23 protein-coding genes are annotated in these 24,528 nt (G+C 42.9%); 14 read left to right on the top strand and 9 right to left on the bottom strand.

The window, feature by feature from the left end:
• Positions 1-214 precede the first annotated feature (214 nt).
• Positions 215-1,327, top strand: a complete 1,113-nt coding sequence (gene ald / locus ACTVAI_RS05250) for an alanine dehydrogenase (protein WP_443486067.1) — start codon at positions 215-217, stop codon at positions 1,325-1,327.
• A gap of 43 nt (positions 1,328-1,370) precedes the next feature.
• Here the strand turns inward: ald and ACTVAI_RS05245 are convergent, their stop codons facing one another.
• Both ACTVAI_RS05245 and ACTVAI_RS05240 read right to left on the bottom strand, forming a co-directional pair.
• Positions 1,371-1,856, bottom strand: a complete 486-nt coding sequence (locus tag ACTVAI_RS05245) for a hypothetical protein (protein WP_443473814.1) — start codon at positions 1,854-1,856, stop codon at positions 1,371-1,373.
• A gap of 45 nt (positions 1,857-1,901) precedes the next feature.
• Positions 1,902-2,537 (bottom strand): DsbA family oxidoreductase, encoded by a 636-nt coding sequence (locus ACTVAI_RS05240; protein ID WP_443473815.1) that lies wholly within the window; start codon positions 2,535-2,537, stop codon positions 1,902-1,904.
• A gap of 89 nt (positions 2,538-2,626) precedes the next feature.
• Here ACTVAI_RS05240 and ACTVAI_RS05235 point away from each other — a divergent pair, with 89 nt between their 5' ends.
• A complete protein-coding gene (locus ACTVAI_RS05235; protein ID WP_443486066.1) occupies positions 2,627-3,337 on the top strand; it encodes a class I SAM-dependent methyltransferase in 711 nt (236 codons plus the stop codon).
• 179 nt (positions 3,338-3,516) lie between these two features.
• Here the strand turns inward: ACTVAI_RS05235 and ACTVAI_RS05230 are convergent, their stop codons facing one another.
• Positions 3,517-4,209, bottom strand: coding sequence for a DUF554 domain-containing protein (locus ACTVAI_RS05230; protein WP_443486065.1), 693 nt, complete (start codon positions 4,207-4,209; stop codon positions 3,517-3,519).
• Between the two features lie 18 nt (positions 4,210-4,227).
• A complete protein-coding gene (locus ACTVAI_RS05225; RefSeq protein WP_443473818.1) occupies positions 4,228-4,473 on the bottom strand; it encodes a hypothetical protein in 246 nt (81 codons plus the stop codon).
• A 121-nt stretch (positions 4,474-4,594) separates the two neighbouring features.
• On the opposite strand from ACTVAI_RS05225, the gene ACTVAI_RS05220 reads away from it, so the two are divergent.
• From ACTVAI_RS05220 to ACTVAI_RS05205, 4 genes are all read left to right on the top strand, one after another.
• A complete protein-coding gene (locus ACTVAI_RS05220) occupies positions 4,595-5,416 on the top strand; it encodes a carbohydrate deacetylase (protein ID WP_443473819.1) in 822 nt (273 codons plus the stop codon).
• A 130-nt stretch (positions 5,417-5,546) separates the two neighbouring features.
• A complete protein-coding gene (locus ACTVAI_RS05215; protein WP_443473820.1) occupies positions 5,547-6,902 on the top strand; it encodes an APC family permease in 1,356 nt (451 codons plus the stop codon).
• Between the two features lie 141 nt (positions 6,903-7,043).
• Positions 7,044-7,529, top strand: coding sequence for an AI-2E family transporter (locus tag ACTVAI_RS05210; RefSeq protein WP_443486064.1), 486 nt, complete (start codon positions 7,044-7,046; stop codon positions 7,527-7,529).
• A gap of 98 nt (positions 7,530-7,627) precedes the next feature.
• Entirely contained in the window at positions 7,628-8,053 is a 426-nt protein-coding gene (locus ACTVAI_RS05205; protein ID WP_443486063.1) for a hypothetical protein, read from the top strand.
• A gap of 36 nt (positions 8,054-8,089) precedes the next feature.
• Here the strand turns inward: ACTVAI_RS05205 and ACTVAI_RS05200 are convergent, their stop codons facing one another.
• A complete protein-coding gene (locus tag ACTVAI_RS05200) occupies positions 8,090-9,538 on the bottom strand; it encodes an amidase (RefSeq protein ID WP_443486062.1) in 1,449 nt (482 codons plus the stop codon).
• Between the two features lie 118 nt (positions 9,539-9,656).
• Between ACTVAI_RS05200 and ACTVAI_RS05195 the strand changes: the two genes are divergently transcribed.
• From ACTVAI_RS05195 to ACTVAI_RS05185, 3 genes are read left to right on the top strand one after another with little or no spacing between them, the layout of a single operon-like run.
• A complete protein-coding gene (locus tag ACTVAI_RS05195; protein ID WP_443473824.1) occupies positions 9,657-10,775 on the top strand; it encodes an efflux RND transporter periplasmic adaptor subunit in 1,119 nt (372 codons plus the stop codon).
• Between the two features lie 3 nt (positions 10,776-10,778).
• Positions 10,779-11,483 (top strand): ABC transporter ATP-binding protein, encoded by a 705-nt coding sequence (locus tag ACTVAI_RS05190; protein ID WP_443473825.1) that lies wholly within the window; start codon positions 10,779-10,781, stop codon positions 11,481-11,483.
• Positions 11,480-12,712: an ABC transporter permease gene (locus ACTVAI_RS05185; RefSeq protein WP_443486061.1), complete on the top strand. Its 1,233-nt coding sequence runs from the start codon at positions 11,480-11,482 to the stop codon at positions 12,710-12,712. Before ACTVAI_RS05190 ends, ACTVAI_RS05185 begins: the two co-directional genes overlap by 4 nt.
• A gap of 70 nt (positions 12,713-12,782) precedes the next feature.
• Here the strand turns inward: ACTVAI_RS05185 and ACTVAI_RS05180 are convergent, their stop codons facing one another.
• The gene (locus tag ACTVAI_RS05180) at positions 12,783-13,736 is read right to left on the bottom strand and encodes a lactate/malate family dehydrogenase (protein ID WP_443473827.1); all 954 of its coding nucleotides are present in this window, start codon (positions 13,734-13,736) and stop codon (positions 12,783-12,785) included.
• A gap of 160 nt (positions 13,737-13,896) precedes the next feature.
• Between ACTVAI_RS05180 and ACTVAI_RS05175 the strand changes: the two genes are divergently transcribed.
• Together ACTVAI_RS05175 and ACTVAI_RS05170 are read left to right on the top strand one after the other, a co-directional pair.
• Positions 13,897-14,553: an NADPH-dependent FMN reductase gene (locus ACTVAI_RS05175; protein WP_443473828.1), complete on the top strand. Its 657-nt coding sequence runs from the start codon at positions 13,897-13,899 to the stop codon at positions 14,551-14,553.
• A gap of 75 nt (positions 14,554-14,628) precedes the next feature.
• Entirely contained in the window at positions 14,629-15,060 is a 432-nt protein-coding gene (locus ACTVAI_RS05170) for a GatB/YqeY domain-containing protein (RefSeq protein ID WP_443473829.1), read from the top strand.
• A gap of 38 nt (positions 15,061-15,098) precedes the next feature.
• Here ACTVAI_RS05170 and ACTVAI_RS05165 read toward each other — a convergent pair whose 3' ends face one another.
• From ACTVAI_RS05165 to ACTVAI_RS05155, 3 genes are all read right to left on the bottom strand, one after another.
• Positions 15,099-15,950, bottom strand: coding sequence for an aldo/keto reductase (locus ACTVAI_RS05165; RefSeq protein WP_443473830.1), 852 nt, complete (start codon positions 15,948-15,950; stop codon positions 15,099-15,101).
• Between the two features lie 83 nt (positions 15,951-16,033).
• Complete coding sequence (locus tag ACTVAI_RS05160) at positions 16,034-17,122, bottom strand: iron-containing alcohol dehydrogenase family protein (protein ID WP_443473831.1); 1,089 nt, start codon at positions 17,120-17,122, stop codon at positions 16,034-16,036.
• 31 nt (positions 17,123-17,153) lie between these two features.
• Entirely contained in the window at positions 17,154-18,122 is a 969-nt protein-coding gene (locus ACTVAI_RS05155; protein WP_443486060.1) for a bile acid:sodium symporter family protein, read from the bottom strand.
• 463 nt (positions 18,123-18,585) lie between these two features.
• Between ACTVAI_RS05155 and ACTVAI_RS05150 the strand changes: the two genes are divergently transcribed.
• The 3 genes from ACTVAI_RS05150 to ACTVAI_RS05140 all read left to right on the top strand — a co-directional run bounded on the left by ACTVAI_RS05150 (position 18,586) and on the right by ACTVAI_RS05140 (position 24,507).
• The gene (locus ACTVAI_RS05150; RefSeq protein WP_443486059.1) at positions 18,586-19,095 is read left to right on the top strand and encodes a GNAT family N-acetyltransferase; all 510 of its coding nucleotides are present in this window, start codon (positions 18,586-18,588) and stop codon (positions 19,093-19,095) included.
• A gap of 499 nt (positions 19,096-19,594) precedes the next feature.
• On the top strand, positions 19,595-22,846 hold the full coding sequence (locus tag ACTVAI_RS05145) for a DEAD/DEAH box helicase (RefSeq protein WP_443486058.1): 3,252 nt from the start codon (positions 19,595-19,597) through the stop codon (positions 22,844-22,846).
• A 137-nt stretch (positions 22,847-22,983) separates the two neighbouring features.
• Positions 22,984-24,507: a pyruvate kinase gene (locus ACTVAI_RS05140; RefSeq protein WP_443486057.1), complete on the top strand. Its 1,524-nt coding sequence runs from the start codon at positions 22,984-22,986 to the stop codon at positions 24,505-24,507.
• Positions 24,508-24,528: the final 21 nt, after the last annotated feature.

Raw genomic sequence — 24,528 nt, 5'->3', positions numbered from 1 at the left:
TTTTAAGTTGACAATTAACCAAAAAAATCACAAGTTTTTAAAACCACTGATTTTAGCTTCACATGGCGGTTGGTGAACATTATTAATTAACTTTTTCAATCATTAATTGAGTCAATATCCTTAGGTAAAACGCATAATTTTTTATAACCTCTTGATTTCATGGTATGATGGTAACAGTAAATATTAAATCTAGAAACATGGAGGAAATAATCATATGCTAATCGGGATACCGACAGAAATCAAAAACAACGAAAACCGCGTAGGACTTACGCCAGGTGGTACTGAGCTACTTGTTAAACAAGGACACAAAGTCATGGTGCAAGCGGGGGCGGGAGTTGGATCAGGATTTACTGATGAGCAGTATACTGAAGCTGGGGCAACACTTGAGCCGTCTGCTGATAAAGTATGGTCAGCTGAAATGGTCATCAAAGTTAAAGAGCCACAACAAACAGAATATAAATATTTCCGTAAAGACCTAATTCTATTCACTTACCTACATCTTGCAAATGAACCTGAATTAACAACTGCTTTAGAAGAATCTGGTGTGACTGCAATTGGTTATGAAACAATGCTTAGCGAGACAGGTACACTACCACTACTGAACCCGATGTCAGTTATTGCAGGACGTTTGGCTGTTCAAATCGGATCACACTTCCTGGAAAGCCATAACGGTGGAAAAGGAGTATTGATCGGTGGCGTACCGGGTGTTCAAAACGGTAAAGTTGTCATCATCGGTGGCGGGGTTACCGGACGTAATGCCTTGCAAATCGCTTTGGGTATGGGTGCTCATTGTACTGTTTTAGATGTGAGACCGGAAGTATTAACTGAAATCGAAGCTTTATACGGAACAGAAGTTGTGACACTTATGTCCAACGCTGTAAATATTGAAGAAGCACTTAAAGATGCAGACATCGTGATTGGGGCAGTCTTGATTCCAGGACGTAAAGCACCAACCTTGGTTACTGAGAAAATGGTTTCTCAAATGCAACCAGGTTCAGTGATTGTGGATATCGCTGTTGACCAAGGTGGTATCTTCGAAACTGAAGATCGCACCACAACACATGATGATCCCGTTTACGTTAAACATGGTGTTCTTCATTACGCTGTTCCAAATATGCCAGGTGCGGTTGCACGTACATCAACAATTGCTTTAACGAATGCAACTTTGCCATTTGCAGCTAAAATTGCAAAACTTGGACACATTGAAGCAGCTAAAGAAGACGGTACTATCTTAACTGGCTTCAACGTATTTAAAGGTAAAGTTACCAACGCTGACGTTGCTGACTCACTTGGTAAAGAGTACGCAGAAATTACAACGTTGCTATAAAATAGAAAACAGGAGGTTCGGCGCTATGCCGGACCTCCTGTTTTTAATTAAATTGAAGATAAATATCCAATCCGTAGGGAATTTCGCTCATAACGAGTTCACCTTCAACAATCTGTTTGCTTCGACCGCCAATCACGTACACAAAAGCAGTCAGCATCGTTGACCCGAAGTAAGGCTTGATTGCCTCCACCTTATCAGCCGGAATTTTTCCGAGCGCGATTCCTTCAATAACCAAGGTGAAATCCGGTTCAATCGCCACATTCATCGTGGTTACTTCCTCAAACTCGAAAATTCGGCGTTCGCCATCGCGGAAATCAGCGTCCACTCGTCCTTGATATGGCTTAACGAACGGATCCTCGGCAATAATTTTTTTCGCAATTTCCTGAACAACCGCTTTATCTGCAACCATCTGACGGTCCGTCATCCGGGTTTCAAACTTCACATCCGAACCCAATGACTGTTCAGGCGCTTTGGTAGCAGTTGGAGCGACCGGTTTTTTATTTCCCTTGAAAAAATCAAATAATCCCATTCTGTCACCTCGACTTCATTTGAGACTATCGTACCACAAAACCGCTTACTTATCAGACCAAACTGTCGCCAAAGTCTTCGCAAATACTTCTTCTGGCTGTGCACCCGACACTGCATATTTTCTGTCGAAAACAAAGAAAGGAACGCCTTGGACTCCGATTTGCTTCGCTTCGTTAATTTCCGCGCGCACGTTTGAAGCATAGCGCTCCGATTCCAAAACTACCCGTGCTTCTTCGCGGTCCAGACCTATTTCAGCCGCCAAATCCACCAATGTATTAAAATCACTAATTAATAATGAATCAGTGAAATAGGCTTTTTTCAAACGTTCGTCATATTCGTTCCCTTTTCCAACTTCCTTCGCGTAATGGAATAAACGGTGAGCATCAAACGTGTTCGCATATTGGGCAGTATCGTTATTGAAGGTTAACCCGACAGTGTCTGCCATTTCCGCAACTTGTTTATTCATTTGTTCGACTTGCGGCAAAGGCATGCCTTTGAGTTCTGCCAACGTTTCATTCATGGTTTTACCTGGAATGTGTTTGGCGGTTGGATCTAATTGGTAGCTTTTGTATTCAATTTCAACGTCTTCTGCATGGTCGAATTTTGCCAATGCGTCTTCGAGGCGCTTATTGCCGATATAGCAAAAGGGACATACGAAGTCGGACCAAATTTCTATTTTCAAATGACTTCCTCCTAAATGGTTTGTATAATGAATATAGCAAAGAGAAGATTCGGATTCAAATTTTTGGATTTTGAGATAAGAGGTGCAGGATGAACAGATTTGATGAAATTGCCGGAGATTATGATGAAGATATTTACCCTTTAAATGAAAAGGAATTTGTGACGCCAACGGTTGAAAAACTGGCAGAGTTGGCGCCCGGAAATGATGTTCTGGAACTGGCGGTAGGGACCGGACGGATTGCCATTCCATTAGCGGAACGTGGGTTCCAGGTGACCGGTATGGATATTTCGGAGGGGATGCTTCAGGAACTCCACAAGAAAAGTGACCGGGTTAAAACACTGGTTGGAGACATGCGCAATGGAGCTGTGGATGCGCAGTTTGACTTGGTGTATTTAATTTTTAATGGCATCACGTACGCATTGACGTTGGACGACCAAGTGGCGACTATCCAGAATGCCGCGCGTCACCTGCGACCGGGTGGGGTGCTGGTCATCGAAACGTTCGTCCCGCGGGTTCATGAAATTGTGGGGGATAACCGTGCACCATTTGCTTTGGAAGAAGATTTTATTGGCTATGATGAGTATGATCGTGTTAACCAAAAATTGATTTCAAAGCAATTTGATTTGTCAGAAGGCCAGGTTGCATCCCACCAAACTGAACATCGTTACGTATGGCCATCAGAACTGGAATTAATGGGTCGTTTGGCAGGCTTGGAAGTCGCCTATAAGTGGGGGGATTGGACCGGCGAAGCGTTGACTAATGATTCTGACGATATGATTATTGTTTTTCGCAAAAAGTGATTACTCAGATGGAAAAATGACTTTGAGTAATCACTTAATGGGTAAAACTGATTACTCAAACGCAAAATCCCACTTGAGTAATCAGTTTAAACACAAAAGTGATTACTCAAACAAAAAATCGCGCCTGAGTAATCACCCCAACAAGAAAACCGCCCAATCACAATGGATTGAGCGGTTTTCTACATGAATAAACTTAAAAGAATCGGCATGAAAACGGCCGGTGCAAAGTTCATCACTTTTAAATCAGTGATTTTCAACATATTCAAACTTAAGGCAATAATCAATAGCGAACCAACGCTGGTCAAATTATTAATCACGCCCTCTGTCAAGAGTGGAGCCAAGAATGAAGCGAAAACTGCCAAGCTGCCTTCATAAGCTATAATGACAAAACCGGACAGGGCAACGCCAATTCCCAGAGTTGAAGCCAAGACAATACAAACAATTCCATCAATCAAAGCTTTGGCAAATAGGGTACTGTGATCGTTGGCTAAACCACTCTGCATGGAACCAACTATTCCCATTGCCCCTACACAAACAATCAAACTGGCGGTCACAAATCCCTGCGCGATCGGAATCGTCTTATCCTTCGAATTTGCCGCAAATTTCAGTTCGAGTCGATTGCCAAAAGCATTTATCTTTTGATTCAAATCAAAGCCTTCACCAATCAAGGTTCCGAAAACCATGGAGAGAATGATGACCATCATATCATCGCCACTCAACAAACCGCTGATGCCGATATATAAAACACATAATCCTAGCGCACTCATCAAAGTATTACCGAGTCGCTCAGGCAAACCGCTCTTCAAAGCCAGTCCAATTATGCCGCCTATAATAATGGCAACGCCATTAACCAGAGCACCCGTTAAAATCATCTTTTCACCTCATAATTATTATAATTTTGCCCGCAAAGCATCCGCGATGCCGCGCAAATGCTGCATGTCTTCTTTAGTTGGCTCTTCAATGGTCATCAATAACGTATCATTGACCACGTTGTCCTCTTCGTCATAAGCCATAATATACATATCCCCAAAGACATCATCCAAATCCTTGATTTGTTCAACGACGATATCCAACTTACTCTCACTATTTTCTGATTTAAAGGTCTCAAATTGTTTTAACAGTTCTTCTAAGTCCATTTTTGTTAACCTCTTTCTCATTTTGATAGCTCATTTTATCAATGATTTTAAAGATAAACAATAACTTTTGGATTTCAACGCAAAATTGCTTACAATAGGTGTATAAGAGGGAGGTGTCAATATGGCGAAGTATCTAATTGTTAACGCAGATGACATGGGAATCTGCAACGCGACCAATGCCGCAATTGAGGAACTGGCTTTAGCTGGAAGAATTACAGCCGCATCTTTGATGATCCTTGGTGATAGTGTGCAAGATGCCGTCCGCCGTATTGCTAAATTTAAACACCTAATCGGTATCGGCCTACACGTAACGTTGAGGCCAGATGAAGAAACCACTCGTTGGTTAAGCGATGAACCCCAAAACATGTACGAAGAAACCAAAAGTATTACGGCCATGAAAGAGATCGCCGCGCAATTTGAAAAGGGTCGAGCCTATGGTATTGCGTTTGATCATCTGGACAGCCATGGTGGAAGTCTTCATCAAGAAAGCCAGGTGGAATGTTTACCGGTTTGTCTTCATTTTTGTGCAACCCATAAATTACCTTTCCGCTATCCCAAAAATGAAAATGCCCTGGTCGACGTTACACCACATCCTTTAACCAAGCGAGTGGAGGACGCACAGTGTGAAGTCGCAGAGTTTGCCGAGAAAAAGGGTGTTCCTTTACCGGATCAAGTATTTTCCAACTTACTTCCGATTGAGGATATACAGTCGTACGAAGATTTGAAAAAATTTTACCTGGATGCGTTGCGCAACCTTCCTGAAGGAATCACCGAAGTCTATTTACATCCCTCAACCTCCGATAGTATCTTTTTCGAACAAAAACCTGAATGGCAGAAACGTGTATGGGAGTATGAATTTTTGATGGACGATGATTTTTTAAGAGTCATCACCGAAGAAGATATTCAGTTGGTCACGTGGTCTGAAGCGTTCGAATCTAAATAATTGACGTGCATGAGAGTATGCTGTGGCATACTCTTTTTTTTATGCGAAAAGCAATGCTTGACATTGACTAGGCAGGCAATTAAAATCGAGGGAAGCAATTTTAAAAATACATAAGCAAAGGTCGTAAAATATGAACGAACCACACTTAAATAAAAATATAAGTAGTCTCACTGCGCTGACTGTTCTCGTTGGTACGGTTATTGGTGCAGGGGTCTTTTTCAAACCCACTGCTGTTTATTCTGCAAGTGGTGCTCCGGGAGTAGGACTCCTGGCATGGTTGGTGGCTGGATTTATCACGATTACCGGTGGCCTGACCGTCGCCGAAATTGGGACGATTTTTCCCCAAACAGGCGGTTTAATGGTTTACATGGAAAAAGTATACGGTGAATTCTGGGGATTTTTGGCCGGTTGGGCGCAGATGGTTGTGTACTTCCCAGCTAATTTCGCTGCGTTGGCCATCATTTTTGCAACGCAAGCCATTAGTTTAACGGGATTGGATGCCGTGTTGACGGTTCCGATTGCAATCGGTGTTTCACTCTTTATTGCGGCCATGAACTCACTGGGTACAAAGTACGGGGGGGCTATCCAGAATATTGCCACCTTTTTGAAATTAGTGCCGCTGGTTGCCATCATCATCGCCGGTTTCCTTTACCAAGGAGAAGGTACCGCGCAGCTGTTACCGTTCGCGGCGAGTGACCGTCCTTTTTTCACAGCTTTTAGTTCTGCTTTGGTTTCGGTTTTATTCGCCTATGATGGGTGGATGAACGTTAGCACATTAGCCGGAGAAATGAAAAATCCTGGTAAAACCCTGCCACGGGTTATCGTTGGTGGCTTGTCCATCGTCATGGCGATTTACTTGGCTATTAACGTGGCTTATCTATTTGTGGCCGACAGTGCGACTTTGGCAGCGACCGAAACACCAGCCGCAATTGTAGCATCAAGGCTGTTTCCAGGTATCGGCGGTGACTTAATAACAATGGGAATTTTGATATCTGTTTTTGGAGCCATGAACGGCTATTATATGTCCGGGATTCGTATCCCTTACGTATTGGCCCAAAAAGGCATGTTGCCTTTTTCCAATTGGTTCAAAACCCTGCAGAAAAAATCCAATGTTCCGGTAAACGGTGGGGTAGTCATGCTGGTCATTTCAATTTTGATGATGTTGACGGGCTCGTTTAACCAATTAACGGATTTAATCGTTTTTGTAATTTGGATCTTTACAACACTGACATTCCTGGCCGTCATGATCATGCGTAAGCGTGCGCCAGAAATCGAACGTGCCTACAAGGTTCCGCTGTATCCTTTTATTCCGTTATTGGCAATTGCAGGCGGTTTGTTTATATTGGTGAGCACGCTCCTCACGCAGCCCTTGAATGCTTTACTGGGAATAGGGTTAACCCTAATGGGTGTACCGGTATATCTGTACGCAAGAAAAAGTATCCCAGTACCTGTTGTTTCCAAAAAGAATAAATTAGAAAGAGGCTGATGCAGCCTCTTTTTTCTATCTGGAAAAGGTGACTATTAAGATTCGTTATTTGAGCTAATCGGCGTTTTTTCATTCTCAAGACTGATGCCCCAGCTATTGCCATGTAGTAGTATAATATAATACAAGAAAGGTGGTTCAGCCATGAATAAATTCACTTATTATTTGCAAGAAATCTCTAAATCTGTTTCCACTGGTATCATTGGTTATTTGAAAGCAACATTGAAACTAGCTCTTTTGGGATTTTTGATATTGAGTATTGGATTATGGTTCTTCCGGGTTGATTTCTGGTTCATCAAGGCATTGTTAATTGCAGTTGTTGACATCATCCCCGTTGTAGGGAGTGGGATTGTCATGATTCCCTGGGCGCTCATCCATTTTTTCATGGGGAACACAACCCTCGCCTGGCAAATTGGGATTTTATATATCATTTTAGCAGTGGTGAGGCAGATTGCTGAGCCAGTATTGACGGGTCGCGCAATCGGTGTACATCCTATTTATACATTCCTTGCCTCCATTGTTTGCATCATGATTTTTGGACCACTCGGAGCTGTACTTGGCGCAATCGTAGCGGTTGTTTTTAAATCTGTCTTCGAAGTGCGGCGTTATCAAGAACGTGATCACCTCTAAATCCTATCCAATTTGCCAAATAGCGCGGTTTTCAGTATAATGTAAAACGTTGGTCCGTGAATGGACTCTATGCTATGGATAGAAAGAGGTAATTAATAATGAAGAAGAGAATTGACTTAACAGGCAGACAATTTGGCGATTTGACGGTTCTAGGTAAAGCAGAATCTAACCAAAAAGGCCGTTTCTGGAAAGTAAAATGTGTCTGTGGTAATGAATTAGTTGTTAAGCAATCTGATTTGAAAAACCAAGTTATCACAAGCTGTGGTCACGAAGTAACAGAAGCAACAAAACAAGCTAAACCAGCGGCACCGAAAAAAGCAGCAGCTCCTAAAAAAGCTAAAGCTCCCGCTCAAAAAACTTCAAACAGCACCGGATACGTTGGCGTTTCGAAAGTAGAACTAAAAAGTGGCACACGCTACAAAGCGAACATCAGTGTCGACGGTAAGAACAAGCATCTTGGAACATTCGATACACTTGAGGAAGCTGTAGCAGCTCGCCAAGAAGCAGAAGAATTATACAGATAACAAAAAGCGTGGAGGGCGACTCCACGCTTTTTCTTTTTAAATAAACAACCCATCAGCCTCAATTGCTTCGCCCAATGCAAGCAACCAATCTTCTCGGCCTTTCGGAGCCGTGAACTGAACGCCCAATGGCAAACCGTTCTCGGTTAAATGAACCGGTAAACTTAAAGCCGGCGCACCCGTCAAATTCGCTTGCATCCCGAATGGTGTAATCGGCAAGCTCAAATCAAACATGTCCCAGACAATTTGTTGCTGCTCTGAAGCACCAAACTCCTGAACATTCGCCATCTTTTCCATCAATTCCGCCGACTGCCACGCGGTATCAATCCGCGGTGCCGCATCCGCTGTCGTTGGCGTCAACAACAAATCAAAATCTTCATGGAAAATGGCCATCGCTTCAGCTGCGGCGTCCCAACGTTTCAAAGTGTTCGAATATTCCGCAGCCGTTACCTTTTTACCAGCTTGATACAATACCCAACTCACCAGTTCCATATCATCTAGCGTAAATGCTCGGCCCAAGCTCTGTTCCATGCCTTGCAGCATGGAAGTCGTTTCCCCGCAGTTCATGATGTAATAACTCTTCATCAAGGCCACACCGTCATAATCGGGATCCTTTTCCACCACTTCATGGCCATTCGCTTCCAACCAGTCCACCATTTTCATGACCGCATCTTTTGCTTCCTGACTCACAACAGACAAAATAGGGGATTTCAATGAATAAGCTACCTTAAACTTCCGGCGTCCATTTGCAATGAAGCCATTTGGTAATAAAGGTGCCTGAAATGCCGCAGCTAATTGAACCGTCTGCATCGCCTCAACCATGGCCACCGTATCACGAATCGATTTCGTTAATGCAAAATCAATCGAGGCTCCTTGCCAATTCCGCCCCGAACCAGGTCCGACTGGCATGCGTCCGCGTGTGGGTTTTAGTCCGACCAATCCTGTAAACGAGGCAGGAATCCGAATGGAACCACCACCATCACTCGCACCGGCTACTGGTACCATGCCCGCCGCAACCGCTGCGCCGGCACCGCCACTGGAACCACCTGGTGAATAGTCCGTATTCCAGGGATTACGCGTAGAACCATAAATGCGCGCATCCGTAATATTCTTGAAGCCAAATTCTGGTACATTCGTTTGCCCAACCACCACGAATCCCGCATCCAATAACTTTTGTGTATAGTGGCTTGTCTGCGCACTCACATAATCCTTCAACAAAACGGAACCGGAAGTACTCGGCTCACCCGCCAAGGTCTGCCCCATATCTTTCAATAAAATAGGGACGCCGCCGAATGGTTTCCCACTGAAGTCACGCGTCTCTGCTTCACGCAAAGCCGCCTCAAAACGGGGATGGATGACCGCATTTAAGGAAGGATTTTCTTTTTCAATCTTATCTATTGTTTGTCGCACCAATTCTGTTGGTGAAACTTTTTTATCCCGAACTAACGCCGCAAAATGCAACGCATCTTCTTCACGATTTATCTGCAAAACGAAATCAGCTCCTTTAAAGTCATATTTTGATTATAGCATAGAAAGCGATTATCAAAATTTGTATTAAGGGTATAATATACCTATGCATGAAAATTGAAGCATTGGAGGAGCACGGATGAAGAAGAAAAAATGGTTTTTTATTTTAGCGTTAGCTATCCTGGCAACACTGGGATTTATTACTCTACAATTCACCCAAAAAGAACAGCCGGTGGAATCGATTGTTGATGAAGACCCATATGGCATTGAATATTATATGGTTCCGCCCATGGAACAAGTTTTTGTAAATGGTGTCGTAAAGCCGGAACAATCCCAAGATTTCCATCAGGACCAAACGCTTGGTGAAATGAGTGATTTGGCTGTTGCGAACGGTGAAATTGTTGAAACCGATACGCTGCTTTACAGCTATACGAATGAAGACGTTCAAAAAGAAATCAACCAATTGACCAATGAAGTGGCCCGTCTGGAAACACAGCGCGCCAATACTGCCTATAAACAGCAGCTCGCCATCGATCGCTGGTATGAAATGCCTGAAGAAGAGCGGACACAAACCCTGGAGGAAATTTATATGGAGTTCAACCTATCCGAACTCGATTCTCAAATCCAGGAGCAATACACCAACATCGCGATGATGGAAGAGGACATTTATACCGAAGTCCTTGCACCCTTCAAGGGAAAAGTGGTCATACCTGAAGAAAAAACCGCTGATACACCACTCTTGAAGCTCATTTCCGAGAACTTCTACGTTTCCGGTACCTTGAATGAGAAGGATTTGGAAAATGTAAAGATAAACCAAGCCGCAGACATTACCGTCGTTTCCAACAACTTTACGACACAGGGAAAAGTTTCTTTCGTTGATACGACACCCACCGAAGCCAACAGTGATCCTTACGGCGGCGCATCGACTATGTCTTCCTACCCGGTGAAATTAAGTTTTGATTCGTTGGAAGGAATTGTAAATGGGTATCACGTGCAGGCAACAATCCAATTGGAAGACAATCAAGTCGTTATTCCCACCGAAGCGATTCATACAGAGGGCAATAGCCATTATGTTTTGGTAAACGATTTTGGAACAGTAGCGAAACGTAGCATCCAACTTGGAAAAGAGACAGGAGGAAACACCATCGTCACAAGTGGTCTGGAAGCGGAGGATGAAATCATCATCTCATCAGAAGTTCCCGTTCAAGAAGGTGATATCCTGGATCCCGGTATGATGGACGTGCCAGAGGGGGAGTAGCACATGGAAATAGCGAAACGTCGTAAACTGGTGGAAATTAAAGAAGCCCGTAAAGTTTTTACTTCGGGAAAAATAGCAAATACCGTTTTAAAAGATGTTGATTTAACGATTTACGAAGGTGATTTTTTAATGATTTTGGGTAAATCGGGAAGTGGTAAAACGACTTTAATGAATATTATCGGCTTTTTGGATCGCTTAACGGAAGGTAATTATTATTTCCTGGGTGAGGAGGTCGCGAATCTGACTGAGAACCGCAAATCGGAAATTCGCAATGAGAATTTTGGTTTTATTTTTCAACAGTTTCATTTGATTGAATCCTTGAATGTTCATCAAAATGTCGAATTGCCGCTTGTATATAATGGAAAAGCCAGCAAAAAAGAACGCTGGGATGCGGCGGGAAAATATTTGGATTCGGTCGGGATTCCGGAAAAGATGAAAGCAAGGACGACGGAATTGTCAGGTGGTCAGCAACAACGGGTGGCGATTGCGCGGGCGCTAATAAACGAACCGTTGTTGATTATGGCGGATGAGCCGACTGGGGCGCTGGATTCTGAAACAGGAACAGCTATTATGGAGTTGTTAAAAGGATTAAATCGCGAGGGTAAGACTATCGTCATGGTAACGCATGATGAGGATTTATTGCAATATGCCACCCGGGTTATTCGGATGCATGATGGTAGTTTCGTGGAAGAGGAGGCGGCAGGGTGATTCGAAATATTTTGATGAGTACGTTACTCAGTTTACGTGCCCATAAACTGCGTGTTTTCTTGACGATGGTCGGAATTATCATCGGGATTGCCTCGGTCGTCACGATTGCGGCACTAGGGGAAGGTGTGCGCCGGGAAAGCTTGAATTTGGCGGATACGACTCAAGCCAATGTTATGACTGTACAGCATGGAATTGCCCAAACCGATGATTCAGGCATGATGTATATTGAAGATACGTTTACTTTCTCGAAAGCGGATATGCGGCGTATTTCTCGAATCGAAGGGGTTGCCTCGGTATTGCCGGGTTACGGATCCTGGTCGGGTTCAAATACGGATATGTTTGATGTGAATTTGGATTACTTTGGGGCGCAGGCGTATACGGCCGTCACACCGTTTAAGCAAGAAACCCGGATTCAATATGGTCGCGATATCACACCGCATGATGTCGATCGGGATGTGATTGTATTGTCAGGTGATGTTTTGCAATACGGCATTGCGGTAGATGATCCCGAAACGTTGATTGGACAAGCTGTTAGTATGAACGGCTTTATGTATGAGGTAATTGGAATTAAAGAGCCCTATGATTATGAAAGCATGGTGCCGGACACGACTTATACTTGGGAAGATGCTTACACGAGTGTTGTGCCACATGCAGCTTACAACCAATTGACTGGGGCACGGGAAATTCGTCAACTGAAAGTCAAAATAGCAGATGCAAGCGACCGTGAAATCGTCACGATGGCGGTAATCGATGACTTAATGACTGCCTATCCAAACGATGAAGGCTATTTTGAAGAAGACCGCTCCAATGAACAGATGATGGAAGAAATCAATACTTATATCAATGGCATTGTCATGTTCTTGGTGGCGATTACGGCGATTTCATTATTTGTTGGAGGAATTGGTGTCATGAATATCATGTACGTTTCGGTTACCGAGAGAAAACGCGAAATCGGCATCCGACGCGCAATTGGTGCCAAACCTCGGATGATTTTATGGCAGTTTTTGTTGGAAGCAGCCTTTATCACTTTTATTGGTGGTGTGATTGGATTGTTATTGGGATATGGCGCTGCTCTTTTAGTGGGTTACTTCATCAATATCCCTGTTTTCTTGACACCATCCATCATGATTATTTCTACGTCCGTTTCAATCGTGACTGGACTTGTATTTGGCATTATTCCTGCTTTGAGTGCTTCACGCATGGATCCGATTAAGGCGATTTATCAATAGGCAATGATTTTTGTGTGACAATTATTCATATATCAAAAGAACGGACTGGGAAAAATCCCAGTCCGTTCTTTTAATAACTCGCAATGGCTTTTTTTATGTCAGCGATGGAAAGGCCGAGCTTTTGCTCTTCTTCTTCACTAAGGGGTAAGGCGATTTGCAGTTCCAAGCCGTCTTTTCCAATGATGCATGGAGTACTGAAAGCAACCTCGCCGGTCATACCATACAAACCATCAATCGTCGCACAAACAGGGAAGATGGCTTTTTCATCCAAAGCAATGGCACGCAAGATGGCTGCAGCTACCTCGGCTATGGCTGTGTTTGTCCAGCCTTTCCAAATAAAAACATCATTTGCTGTTTGGACTACTTCTTGGGTAATAGCGTCTGGGGTAAGAGGTTCATGGATCGGCAATAACTGTTGTGCTTCTTTAAAAGGAATGCCGGAAATGGTGATACTGTCGAACAAAGGGAGTGCCGTTGTACCATGTTCGCCGATGACCAGTCCACTGACCGCTTTCCCGTCTACTTGGAACATGCGTGCAATGATTTGGCGTAAGCGGAACGTGTCCAGAGTCGTACCCGTACCAAAAATCTTGCCCTTTGGATAATCAAATTCATTTTCAGCAATGTACGTCACGGAATCAACCGGGTTGGTGATGATGACGATGATGGCATCGCGCGTGTAACGCGTAATGCCAGCCATAACTTCGCGTACTTCACGGATATTTTCTTTCCCCCACGCCGTACGAAGAATGCTGTTTTCATTTTCTGGAAGTTCAGGTACGGCTACTGCAATAACAATAATATCTGCATCTTGGCAAGCACGATAATCACCATGTTGAATGGTCGTATTTCCCCGATAGAAGGCAGATAGGGCGTGGGTATTGTCCAAGCCTTCTGCTTCAGCTACCTTTTCTTTTTTATCGATGATAGTGATAGTAGAAAAGAGATTCAAGTGAGCAGCTGACGTCACGACTTGAGAACCCACATGGCCTGATCCAATGACCACAAGTTTGTTTGTTTTCATAATTTTCCTCATTTCTTTTTAATTTATTATAGCGTAATAATCTCGAATTTAAAATATTTTATTAAAACTGTTGACAAAAAATAAGTATCGTTATATACTTATTTCGAAATCAAGATAAATGAATTCGGATATAAAGAATTCAAAGATAAGGAGAACAATAATGTCTAACAAAAGTATTTTTTCGCGATTGGCTTCTTTCTTGAAAGGTAGCGAATCAGCAGCAGTAAATAATCCCACAGTAGAAAAGGAGAACAAAATTATGAAAATCGGAATTATCTCAGGTAGTGTACGTGAAGGAAACAACGCAACAGCAGTATCAGAATGGGTATTGGATTTCGCAACAAAACGTGGCGACGAAGGCGTGGAGTACGAATTAGTTCATCTTGCAGATTTCGATCTACCATTGATGGGCGCTAAAGTTCCAGTAGAATACCAAGAAAAAGCTGGCGCAGCAATCAAAGCTTGGTCAGAAAAAATGGCTTCATTTGATGGCTACATCTTCATCACACCAGAATACAACCATGCTCTAGGTGGCGCATTGAAGAATGCTCTCGATTACTTGAAACCAGAAGTTGCTAACAAAGCAGCTGCAATGGTTGGATACGGTAGCTTGGGTGGCGCACGTGCTCACGAAAACCTACGTATCATCTTGGGTGAGTTGAGTGTTGCGACTGTACACACTACAACTAACTTCTCATTGATGACAGACTTCGAAAACATGTCAGTCTTCAAACCAAACCCATACAACGAAGTAAATGCTAACGGTATGTTGGATGATCTATTGCTATGGTCAAAAGCTTTCGAAACAATTCGTTAATCTGATTTTTCAAGAGTGCCGGGTTTCCTGGCACTCTATTTTTATGCTAAAATAAACTACAAAGGAGTGGTAACGATGACCATCAAAGAACAAGTAAGTAAAGATTTCATTCAAGCGCGTAAAGACCGCGACACATTGAAGACAAACGTTTTACGTATCATCAAATCTCATTTCGATGCCTTCAAAATCGATGAAGGCCGCGACATGGATGAAAAAGAACAAATCAATTACCTTTTGAAAGAACAAAAACAAACCGAAGAAGCCATCACATTTGCCAAAGAAGCAAACCGCGATGACTTAGTGGAAGAAAACCAAGCAAAATTGGCGATTATTTCCAGCTATCTCCCCCAAATGATGACGGAAGAGGAAGTCAGAACATTTTTGACGGAAAAAGGTGTCCCGGATATGGCTATGAAAGATGCGATGAAGTTAGCTATGGGAGAACTTGACGGCAAGGCTGAAAAGAAAATGGTTTCCCAAATCGTCAAAGAATTACTAGGCAAATAATAAATACCCCGAGCCAAATTGGTCTCGGGGTATTTTTGTCAAAACTCTTCGTAAACATTGGGGTCTTGATTGGCGATGCGGCCGTCTGGTTTCGTTAAAGACGAGATAGTAGCCATTTCATCTGCGGTTAATGCAAAATCAAAAATGGAAATATTCTCATGCTGGTGAGCGAAATTCCGCGAACTTGGTATCGGAATAGTTCCCAATTGAACATGCCAACGCAAAATGACTTGGGTCAATGACTTATTGTATTTTTCACCAATTCCGGCAATCACGGGATTTTCCAATAAATCCCCAGCCAGTTTACGGCCCATTGGACTCCAGGACTCAACTTGAATGTCACGCTCCAGTGAATATTCCAATAATTCCTTATTATTAAAATAAGGGTGTAATTCGATTTGGTTCATGCTTGGTAGGACACCTGTTTCTTTCTCCAGGGTCTCAATGTGTTCCGGAAGGAAGTTGGAAACCCCGATGGAGCGAATCAGCCCCCATTTTTGGGCATCGATCAAAGCCCGCCAAGCATCCACAAATTTACCTTGTTTGGGATTGGGCCAGTGAATCAAATACAAATCATAATAGTCCAGATTTGCCCGGTATAACGATTCCTGGATGGTGTATATCGCCTTATCATACTCCTGATAGCGGCCGGGAAGCTTGGAGGTTACCACGATTTCCTCGCGGGGAACACTGCTGCGTTCAATGGCTCGACCAACTGTCGCCTCGTTTTCGTAATTATAAGCCGTATCAAGCAACCGGTAACCATTTTGCAAAGCCGAATCGATGGCGCGCACTCCTTCGGCACCTTTCAAGCGAACCGTACCGAAACCAATAGCTGGAACAATAAGACCATCCCGTAATGTAATCGCTGGTACATCTTGCTGTGACATTTGTCATTCCTCCTAGAATTATGTTAATTCCAGTCTATCAAATTATTCCCTTTATTACCGTTTTTGAACCTCGCTTGGCTTTGTTATTTTTGAACGGCCACTTTATCTTCTAAGTATTCCACAGCTTTCATCGCATTCAACACAATTTCTTTTGTTACATGCGGTACTGCCAAGTTAAATGTCTCTTCTTTTGAAGCAGCAAAGGCGGCAACTTTTTCAGCTTTGGCATAAAAATCCTCTGACACTCCGAAATCAGCAAAACGATGTGGGAAATGGTTCTCAGCAAAGAAGGGCAACAACTTACGGACTTCATCTTCATCCCCGCCAGCCCACAGTTGAACCAACACGCCGTAAGCAACTTTCACACCGTGCTCGTAAAGGTGCGTTTCCGGCACAAGTGACATACCATTATGGATGGCATGCGCACCAGCCATCCGACCATATTCACCAGCAAACCCCCCAACAGTCCCAGCGATTGCTACTACCGCTTCCGCCACATTTTGAAAAGCAGTTGTAACTTCGTGGCGCTCCATGCTTGCCAAAGCTTCTTTACTTTCGGCTAGTAGTAACTCTTGGGTTACCTTTGCCGTGTTCAAACCCACCTGGACCATTGCCGGAAGGGGCCCGACCACATTTCGGGTGATTCCTTCTGCTTCGTACCATTTGGCCAACGTATCGCCAATGCCGCCCATAAAATATTTCTTGGGTGATTCTACTAGTAAGTCCAGATCCATCAAGCACAACAGAGCCGCTTTCTCATAGTATTGCACATTCTTAAACGTATGATCCGGATGATAAACAGCGGAAAGAGGGGTATAAGCCGCACAGGTTCCCAGTACGGTCGGAATGGTTACATACTCAACGTGCAACACTTCCGCAGTCCCTTTAGCTGTGTCCAAAACACGGCCACCACCGATTCCAACCACGCAATCTGTTCCCCGGATTAAGTCAGCTAAACGATCCATGTCTTCATTAGAAGCAGTACCATCATAGCGATAAACGGGTAAATTCAAGGATCCTGAATAATGTTTTTTAAATGCTTCATAAGATTTTTCACCCGTTACCACAACAGGATTTTTGAATGTCGCTAATTTTTCATCGAGATATTTCAATACACCTTGGCCACTTAAAAATTGACCAGGACCTGGACGAACAACTTGACTCAAACGCATAATCGTTTCCTTCTTTCTGAATGTCTATTTCCTATGCTTCAACAACAGCAACTTTTTCTATTTTCACTGTCTCTGCAGCATCTTTGTTGCTACAGAAGCTAGCATATAAAGTCCCAAACAATGTATGGACAATCGTACCAGCTGCACCGGCTAAAGCGGCCGCAGGGTTGAAATGGGTCAAACCAAGACTACCTGCCAAACCGGTATTTTGAACACCGATTTCAATTGCCATTGCACGGGTAGCGGGAAGATCGATTTTGAATAATTTACAAACAGCGTAACCCGCTACGAAGCCAAAAACGTTATGCATCCAAACAATCAAGAACATCACCAATCCAGTCCCTAATAATGTTTCTGAATTCAATGACACTGTTCCGCCCAAAACGAGTAATACAGCTATAGCTGATAAGGAAGGCAGTAAGGTATGGAAAGGTTCGACATACTTGCCTAAGAAACGATTAACGGCCAGCCCACCCAAAATCGGCACCAAAACAACTTTAACGATAGAAAGGAACATTGGCATAAAAGGAATATCTATATAAGCGCCTCCGTAGAAAGAAAGTAATAAGGGCGTCATTACGGGAGATAGCAAAGTTGAAACAGAAGTCGCTGATACTGAAAGAGGCACATCGCCATTTGCTAAATAGGTCAAAACATTTGAGGAAGTTCCACCCGGAACACTTCCGACCAAGATTAAGCCTAAAGCGATATCGGAAGGCAATTGGAATAACTTAGCTAATAAGAATGCTGATAAGGGCATGACGCCAAATTGCATTGTTGCCACCAAGAGTACTTGCCATGGTTTACGGAATACTTCACTAAAATCGCTAGGTTTCATTGTCATTCCCATTGTGAACATGACGATTTGAAGAAAGAATGTCGTATGGCCACTTGCCCATAAGAAGGTTTGTGGTACGAATAGCGCTGCTGCCGCAACAAGCACGACAACAAAGGCAAGATATTTGTTAAAGAAAACATTGAACTGTTTGAATAATTTCATGATAAATCCTCCATTTTTACAATTATTATTTTTAATAGGGCCAATATCACTTTCCATCTCGTCACATCCTTTCGCTAAGAAACAAAAAAAGGCCACCCATTCATACAACTGAATGGGTGGCCTAAGTCCCATTCACCAAACAATCGCGAATAGGACTTAAACATCGTTAGAAATTTTCTACGAGTCTAAATCCTGTTATTAATAATAATAATGATTGCTTGGGTGAATGTGCGGTTCATGGGACATATTCCTCTCGTTTCTTGATTTCATCAAGTATAATGGCCGTAACCTAAAAAAGTCAACTCATTTTTTAACTTTAATTTAATGATGGGGTTTTATTTTTCATTAAAAAAGTATTATATTGTCTTTTTTGCTGGAAAATATAAAAAGTTCTTGGACTACCACAGGGCATTTAAGCTATAGTTAAAAAGCATGAAAAACTAGATAAATGGATAGGTGATAAATGATGCAGTTTATTAAAGCGACACCAAAAGACTTACCTGCAATCATGGAAATTATAGATGACGCAAAGGCACTATTGAAAGCAAATGGCATTGATCAATGGCAAAAAGGATACCCTAATGAACAAGTCTTAGGCGATGATATTGCGAACGATGATTTATATCTTGTTCAAGAAGAAGATGGAATTGTAGCGGTTTTGGCCCTGATTTTCGGCGAAGATCCTAATTATAAAGTGATTGAAAAAGGCAGCTGGTTAACGGACTTTCCTTACAGCGCTATTCACCGTGTAGCAGTCAAAAAGGACAAGCTGGGACGTGGCGTTATGGGTCGTATTTTCGAGGTATCTGAACAGATGACTCGTGAGAAAGGACTCAAATCCTTGCGAATTGACACGCACCCCGATAATCAAAGTATGCAGAGGGCATTAACGAAAGCAGGTTATCAATATTGTGGACATGTTTTCATGGGGAATGGCGATTTGCGTTTTGCCTATGAAAAACCTTTGACTTGAGTGTGATCGGATTCAGTAAAGACTGAAAAATACGGGTATCTGCTTTCATTTCTTCGGATGGCTAGTATTATTTCCTGCAGTAAACGGACGCACACGCGTCCGCTTTTTGTTCTTGGGACAATTATCTTTTTTTATCCTTAGTGCGGCTTTAAGCAGAAAATTATTTTGGGAACGCCGCATTTAAGAGCAAAGTGCGGCGATTAGAAAAATGGTAAGCTCCGAACGCCGCATTTAGGCGCAAAGTGCGGCGATTAGAAAAATGGTAAGCTCCGAACGCCGCATTTAGGCGCAAAGTGCGGCGATTAGAAAAATAATAATCCCCGAACGTCGCATTTGGAGCCCAAACGCGGCGTTCCACGTCTGGTAAAAGTTTAAGCGCCGCACTCAACCCGATTCACGCGAACAACTTCCTGAGTAATCTATCCAGATAAGTTGACGCTATTCTAAATCGTGCATATGTTATAATGAAAAGATGAAATGTTTCTGGGAGGGATTGCAGATGGAATGGGACCATATACCCATGGATTCTTTTTTAGCCAATGACGTGCCTGTGAAAATTGCTGAGAAGGGTTTGCTTATTTATGAAAGTAATGAATTTGTCTCGGTTAAAGCGACCGAAAAGAAAAATAAAGTTACTTTAAAAGCAGATTTTGAAGAAGGCGATACTACTTTGGTTGTCTTCGATTATTCCAAACATCAGCTGACTGCTGAGTGCTCGTGTGAGTACTATGATACGCATATAACACCTTGCGAACATATTATAGCGGTCATATATAAATATAACGAATTAGCAACTGAACATAATACTGGACAGAAACAGAAAAAAGTTGAGCCACCTAAAAACCCCTATCAAGCAGCAGAATACATGATGACTTACATGGCAGATTTCCTTGATGCCGATACAGGGTTCAGGGGGCGCGAGAAATTGAAGTTTGAATATCAATTCGCGATCCAATCACTGGATGATGATGAAGAGTGTTCGGTACGTATCAAAGTCGGAACGGATAAACTTTATCAAATGAAGGATATCGAACAGACGGCTCAAAATTTGTTGGGTGATTATCCGCAAGCTTTTGGTAAACATTTTGAATACGATCCAGCGGAACATTATATCGATTCCCGCGACCGAAACATGCTGCATCTGTTGATGAACTTAAAAGATTACCGCTATCAATCGCGAAACTATTACAATTTTTCAGCCGGGAACAAGAGCGAAATCATTATTCCCAATGTCATGATTAAAGAAGTGCTCAAGAAAATTCTGGAAATGAAGTATCACGTTGTCAAAATCCACCACCGTGATCCTGAGTATTTAGTCATAAAAGATCCGGTCGTATTCGACGAGGGCGAAACGTTGTTGCCTTTGCAGTTTGAAATATCGGAAGATCCGGAACAGGATGGCGTCTACCAGTTCCAGTCAGATGCCCTATTTGATCAGGATTTACAAGTTTTCCCGTATCAAAAAATGATGATTTACGAAAATGATATTTTCTTTTTATCTGAAGAAGATAATCGCCTTTTTCGGATTTTAGCCAATGCGACCGGGAATGACAGAACTCAAACCGTCAAAATACCCAAAACAATGATGCGCGAATTCATGACAAGTTCTTTGCCAACCGTTCAAAAACGCTTCCCTTTGAAAATTTCTCAAAAAGTCCAGGAAGAATTCCAGAGAAAACCATTGAAAGCCAAACTTTACCTGGATATGCTTGAAGGTAAACTTTGGATTGATTTGAAGTTTTTCTACGGAGAAGAAAGCTACCGTCCCATGATTTACAATGACCACAACACCTTGCCTGAAACAGTCTTAAACGATTTGCAGGCGGAGGGTAAAATCTTGAACGTTATCTACGATTTCGAATTTGAATTTACTTATGAGGAAGACCAACTGACATTAAGTGATCCTGATGATATTTTCCGTTTCATTTATGATGCATTGCCGGAGTTAGGTCCCTTGATGGAAGTTTATACGACCTCGAGTGTGGAACACCTGATTTATACAGCGCCAACGTCACCGCGTTTGGTGATTGACATGAATGAAAAAAGCAATCTCCTGCAAGTGACATTTGATATTGAAGGCATCAATGAAACTGAGTTGCGTAAAATCATGAAGGATTTGGCTGCCAACAAACGCTATCGACGTTTGTCGAATGGGAAGTTGGTCAATTTGCAGGATAAAGTTTTCCAGCAGTACCAAGATACCTTGGATAAGTTGGATATAAGTCCAAGTAAAGTCAAGAGTGAGATGGAAATGCCGTTGCATCGTATTTTCGCATTAGATGATGAAATGCTGAAGCTAGCCGATTTGAAAAATCCAGTTAAAGAATTTTTGAAACGACTTGATTCATTGGAAGAAAAAAACTATCCATTTCCCGAGGCACTCTCTGCCAAATTACGTCCTTACCAAGAAGAGGGCTATCAATGGCTAAAAACATTAGATGAATATGGCTTTGGTGGTGTGTTGGCCGATGACATGGGATTAGGAAAAACCATTCAAGCTCTCACTTACATTGCATCGACAATTGAAAAAGAGAATGAACCTATTTTAGTGATCTGTCCTTCCAGTGTTCTTTTCAACTGGCAAAAAGAGGCGAAACAGTTCATTCCGGGCATCGAGCCCGTCTTGATTACCGGCACCAAAGAAGAACGCGAAGCTTTGATTAAAAAAGCGAAACAAGACCAGACAAAACTTTGGATTACCTCCTACCCAGTATTGTTGCGCGATGCGGAATATTATCAAGACATCCATTTCCGTAGTGTCATTCTGGATGAGGCACAAATCGTAAAAAATAATATTGCCAAAACGACCAAAGCCGTCCGTCAAATCAAGGCGAACACCAAATTTGCCCTGAGCGGAACGCCTTTGGAAAATCAACTGGGAGAACTGTATTCAATCTTCTCGATTGTGGTACCGGGTCTGTTTCCCACTCAAAAAGGGTTCAAGGATTTGGACATCGCCCAAATTAATCGTAAAATCCGTCCATTCGTATTACGTCGCTTGAAGAAAGACGTGTTAACAGAGTTGCCGGACAAAGTGGAATCAATCGAGTATATCGATTTGGCTGAAAGCCAAAAATCGTTATATCTCTCCCAATTACGTTTGGTGCGTAACGAAACCAGCGAGTTGCTGGATGCAGGGACGGTCGACGAGAACCGCATCAAGATTTTGGCAGGGCTAACCCGATTACGCCAAATCTGTTGCGATCCGCGTCTGGTTAATCCGGATTATGAAGGCGAGTCAGCGAAGCTAACTCGTTTGATGGAATACTTGGATAATGCCCGTGAAAATGGTAAACGCGTTGTGTTGTTCTCACAATTCACCCAAATGCTGCAACTGATTCAAAAACGATTAGCCGAACAAAACCGTGATTATTTTTATTTGGATGGCCGCACTGCCAATATTGATCGTTTGAAACTGACGACCCGTTTCAACGAAGGTGAGAAAGATCTATTCTTGATTTCGTTACGGGCAGGTGGAACGGGTCTGAACTTGACCGGTGGCGATACGGTTATCTTATATGATAGCTGGTGGAACCCTGCCGTTGAAAGCCAGGCTACCGACCGCGTTCATCGCTTCGGTCAAACCAAAAAAGTCCAGGTTATCCGCATGATTTGTGCGGGAACCATTGAGGAACGTATAAACGAATTACAAGGCAAGAAAAGGGAATTGATTGACCAAGTCATTACGGAAGGAAAGCAATCTTTCAGTAGCTTGACGAAGGACGAAATCATGACGATTTTAGCAGAATGAAGTAACCTCCCCACTGATTAAGGTGGGGATTTTTAATTTGCCACAATTGGTAACGTTCTCATCACGGCGGCGGTCATGCTATAATAATATTAAATGAAAGGTTGCTGGGAATTTAATGAAAGTGTAGGTGAATCCTTGTGGCAACTAAAAATGCTGTTGGAAAGTTAGAAAACATTTATACGGAAGTGACCGAGCTACGGGAAGCCGTTTTTAAAGAAGGGCAAAAGTTGTATGAAGAGTGGCTACCGTTAATTGAGCGAGAAGATTACCGCGAGAGTGCTCTGAACCTCGCTTATTATGTAGCATTGCGCCGCCGTGATATTCGTTCTTTGCAGGTTAAGTTATCGAAGTGGGGGCTTTCTTCATTAGGACGGTTGGAAGCTAAAGTATTGCCACAACTGGATGCGTTACTGGTTGTTTTATCCAAATTGCTGGATAAGGATTTGAAACTACTCCATGAAATCGATTCTTCGGAAATGGCAAAACTTCGTGTTGATTACCTGGAGAAGCATACCGACGAAGTTTTCGGTCCTAAACCGAAAAAAAGGTATACGCGCATCATGGTCACCATGCCAACAGAAGCCAGTAAAGACGAAGCTTTTATTGTTAAATTACTGGAAGAAGGAATGGAAATCGCCCGCATCAATTGTGGGCATGATGATGTTAAAACGTGGCAAAAAATGGTCAAGAATATCAAGGCAGCAGAAAAGAAAACCGAGAAAAAATGTCGCATTTATTTTGATATCGCAGGGCCAAAAATTCGCATCGATAGCATTTTTACAACGCAACCGGACGCCCGCTTAAAAACAGGTGACCAATTTTTTATAACGGCAGAAGAATCGGTACGTGCTTTCTATGAGCAAAGTATCGTAGTTGGCTGTCAGAATAAAGACATTTTGGAACAGCTGGTGGAAGGTGACACGATTGCCCTGGATGATGGCGTTGTGGAAGGGCGGGTTGTGAGTGTCAAACCTGAAGGCGCAATCGTTCAGGTCGACCGGGCAAGCAAGGCTAAAGGGGTCCGCTTGAAGGCACAAAAAGGAATCAATTTTCCGGATACCACGACCAAAATTCCGTTGATAACGGATAAAGACCGGCAGGATTTGGAAGGGATTCAGGAATATGCAGATATTCTTGGTTTTTCATTTGTCAAAGACGTGACGGATGTGGATGCGCTCCAGCAAGAGCTGGAAAATAGCCTGGGTAAAGAACGGGCACGTGAGATCCCTATCATCGTCAAAATTGAAACGCTCCAAAGTATTGATCACTTGGTGGATATCATTATCCATTCGGCAGGTAAAAACAAATTCGGTGTGATGATTGCCAGAGGTGACTTGGCCGTGGAGGCAGGGTTCCTGCGCTTGTCTGAATTGCAGGAAGAAATCCTCTGGGTTTGTGAAGCGGCACATGTACCGGTAATTTGGGCAACGCAAGTGTTGGAGACGCTCGTCAAAGAAGGAATTCCAACGCGGGCAGAAATAACAGATGCCACAATGGGTGGGCGTGCTGAATGTGTCATGTTGAATAAAGGTGACTACATCGAAGAAGGTCTGCAAATGCTGGATGATTTACTGATTCGCTCCCAGGAGCATCAATACAAAAAATCAGCTCGTTTACGGGCGTTGGGTATTGCTGAAAAAGCCTGGCGGAAAAACAAGTAAAACGAAGGCCGTGGATAATAT

It is taken from the genome of Jeotgalibaca sp. A127, assembly GCF_052266745.1.
Taxonomy (GTDB): Bacteria; Bacillota; Bacilli; order Lactobacillales; family Aerococcaceae; genus Jeotgalibaca.
This window is presented reverse-complemented; position numbering and strand designations above follow the sequence as displayed.

What these genes read in the sequence shown, in the direction of transcription:
- ACTVAI_RS05180 (WP_443473827.1), bottom strand. Translation starts at nt 13,736, where the DNA reads ATGAAAACAAACAAACTTGTGGTCATTGGATCAGGCCATGTGGGTTCT.
- ACTVAI_RS05175 (WP_443473828.1), top strand. Translation starts at nt 13,897, where the DNA reads ATGTCTAACAAAAGTATTTTTTCGCGATTGGCTTCTTTCTTGAAAGGT.
- ald (WP_443486067.1), top strand. Translation starts at nt 215, where the DNA reads ATGCTAATCGGGATACCGACAGAAATCAAAAACAACGAAAACCGCGTA.
- ACTVAI_RS05220 (WP_443473819.1), top strand. Translation starts at nt 4,595, where the DNA reads ATGGCGAAGTATCTAATTGTTAACGCAGATGACATGGGAATCTGCAAC.
- ACTVAI_RS05165 (WP_443473830.1), bottom strand. Translation starts at nt 15,950, where the DNA reads ATGTCACAGCAAGATGTACCAGCGATTACATTACGGGATGGTCTTATT.
- ACTVAI_RS05235 (WP_443486066.1), top strand. Translation starts at nt 2,627, where the DNA reads ATGAACAGATTTGATGAAATTGCCGGAGATTATGATGAAGATATTTAC.
- ACTVAI_RS05150 (WP_443486059.1), top strand. Translation starts at nt 18,586, where the DNA reads ATGATGCAGTTTATTAAAGCGACACCAAAAGACTTACCTGCAATCATG.
- ACTVAI_RS05155 (WP_443486060.1), bottom strand. Translation starts at nt 18,122, where the DNA reads ATGAAATTATTCAAACAGTTCAATGTTTTCTTTAACAAATATCTTGCC.
- ACTVAI_RS05195 (WP_443473824.1), top strand. Translation starts at nt 9,657, where the DNA reads ATGAAGAAGAAAAAATGGTTTTTTATTTTAGCGTTAGCTATCCTGGCA.
- ACTVAI_RS05145 (WP_443486058.1), top strand. Translation starts at nt 19,595, where the DNA reads ATGGAATGGGACCATATACCCATGGATTCTTTTTTAGCCAATGACGTG.
- ACTVAI_RS05160 (WP_443473831.1), bottom strand. Translation starts at nt 17,122, where the DNA reads ATGCGTTTGAGTCAAGTTGTTCGTCCAGGTCCTGGTCAATTTTTAAGT.
- ACTVAI_RS05245 (WP_443473814.1), bottom strand. Translation starts at nt 1,856, where the DNA reads ATGGGATTATTTGATTTTTTCAAGGGAAATAAAAAACCGGTCGCTCCA.
- ACTVAI_RS05210 (WP_443486064.1), top strand. Translation starts at nt 7,044, where the DNA reads ATGAATAAATTCACTTATTATTTGCAAGAAATCTCTAAATCTGTTTCC.
- ACTVAI_RS05215 (WP_443473820.1), top strand. Translation starts at nt 5,547, where the DNA reads ATGAACGAACCACACTTAAATAAAAATATAAGTAGTCTCACTGCGCTG.
- ACTVAI_RS05230 (WP_443486065.1), bottom strand. Translation starts at nt 4,209, where the DNA reads ATGATTTTAACGGGTGCTCTGGTTAATGGCGTTGCCATTATTATAGGC.
- ACTVAI_RS05170 (WP_443473829.1), top strand. Translation starts at nt 14,629, where the DNA reads ATGACCATCAAAGAACAAGTAAGTAAAGATTTCATTCAAGCGCGTAAA.
- ACTVAI_RS05225 (WP_443473818.1), bottom strand. Translation starts at nt 4,473, where the DNA reads ATGGACTTAGAAGAACTGTTAAAACAATTTGAGACCTTTAAATCAGAA.
- ACTVAI_RS05190 (WP_443473825.1), top strand. Translation starts at nt 10,779, where the DNA reads ATGGAAATAGCGAAACGTCGTAAACTGGTGGAAATTAAAGAAGCCCGT.
- ACTVAI_RS05205 (WP_443486063.1), top strand. Translation starts at nt 7,628, where the DNA reads ATGAAGAAGAGAATTGACTTAACAGGCAGACAATTTGGCGATTTGACG.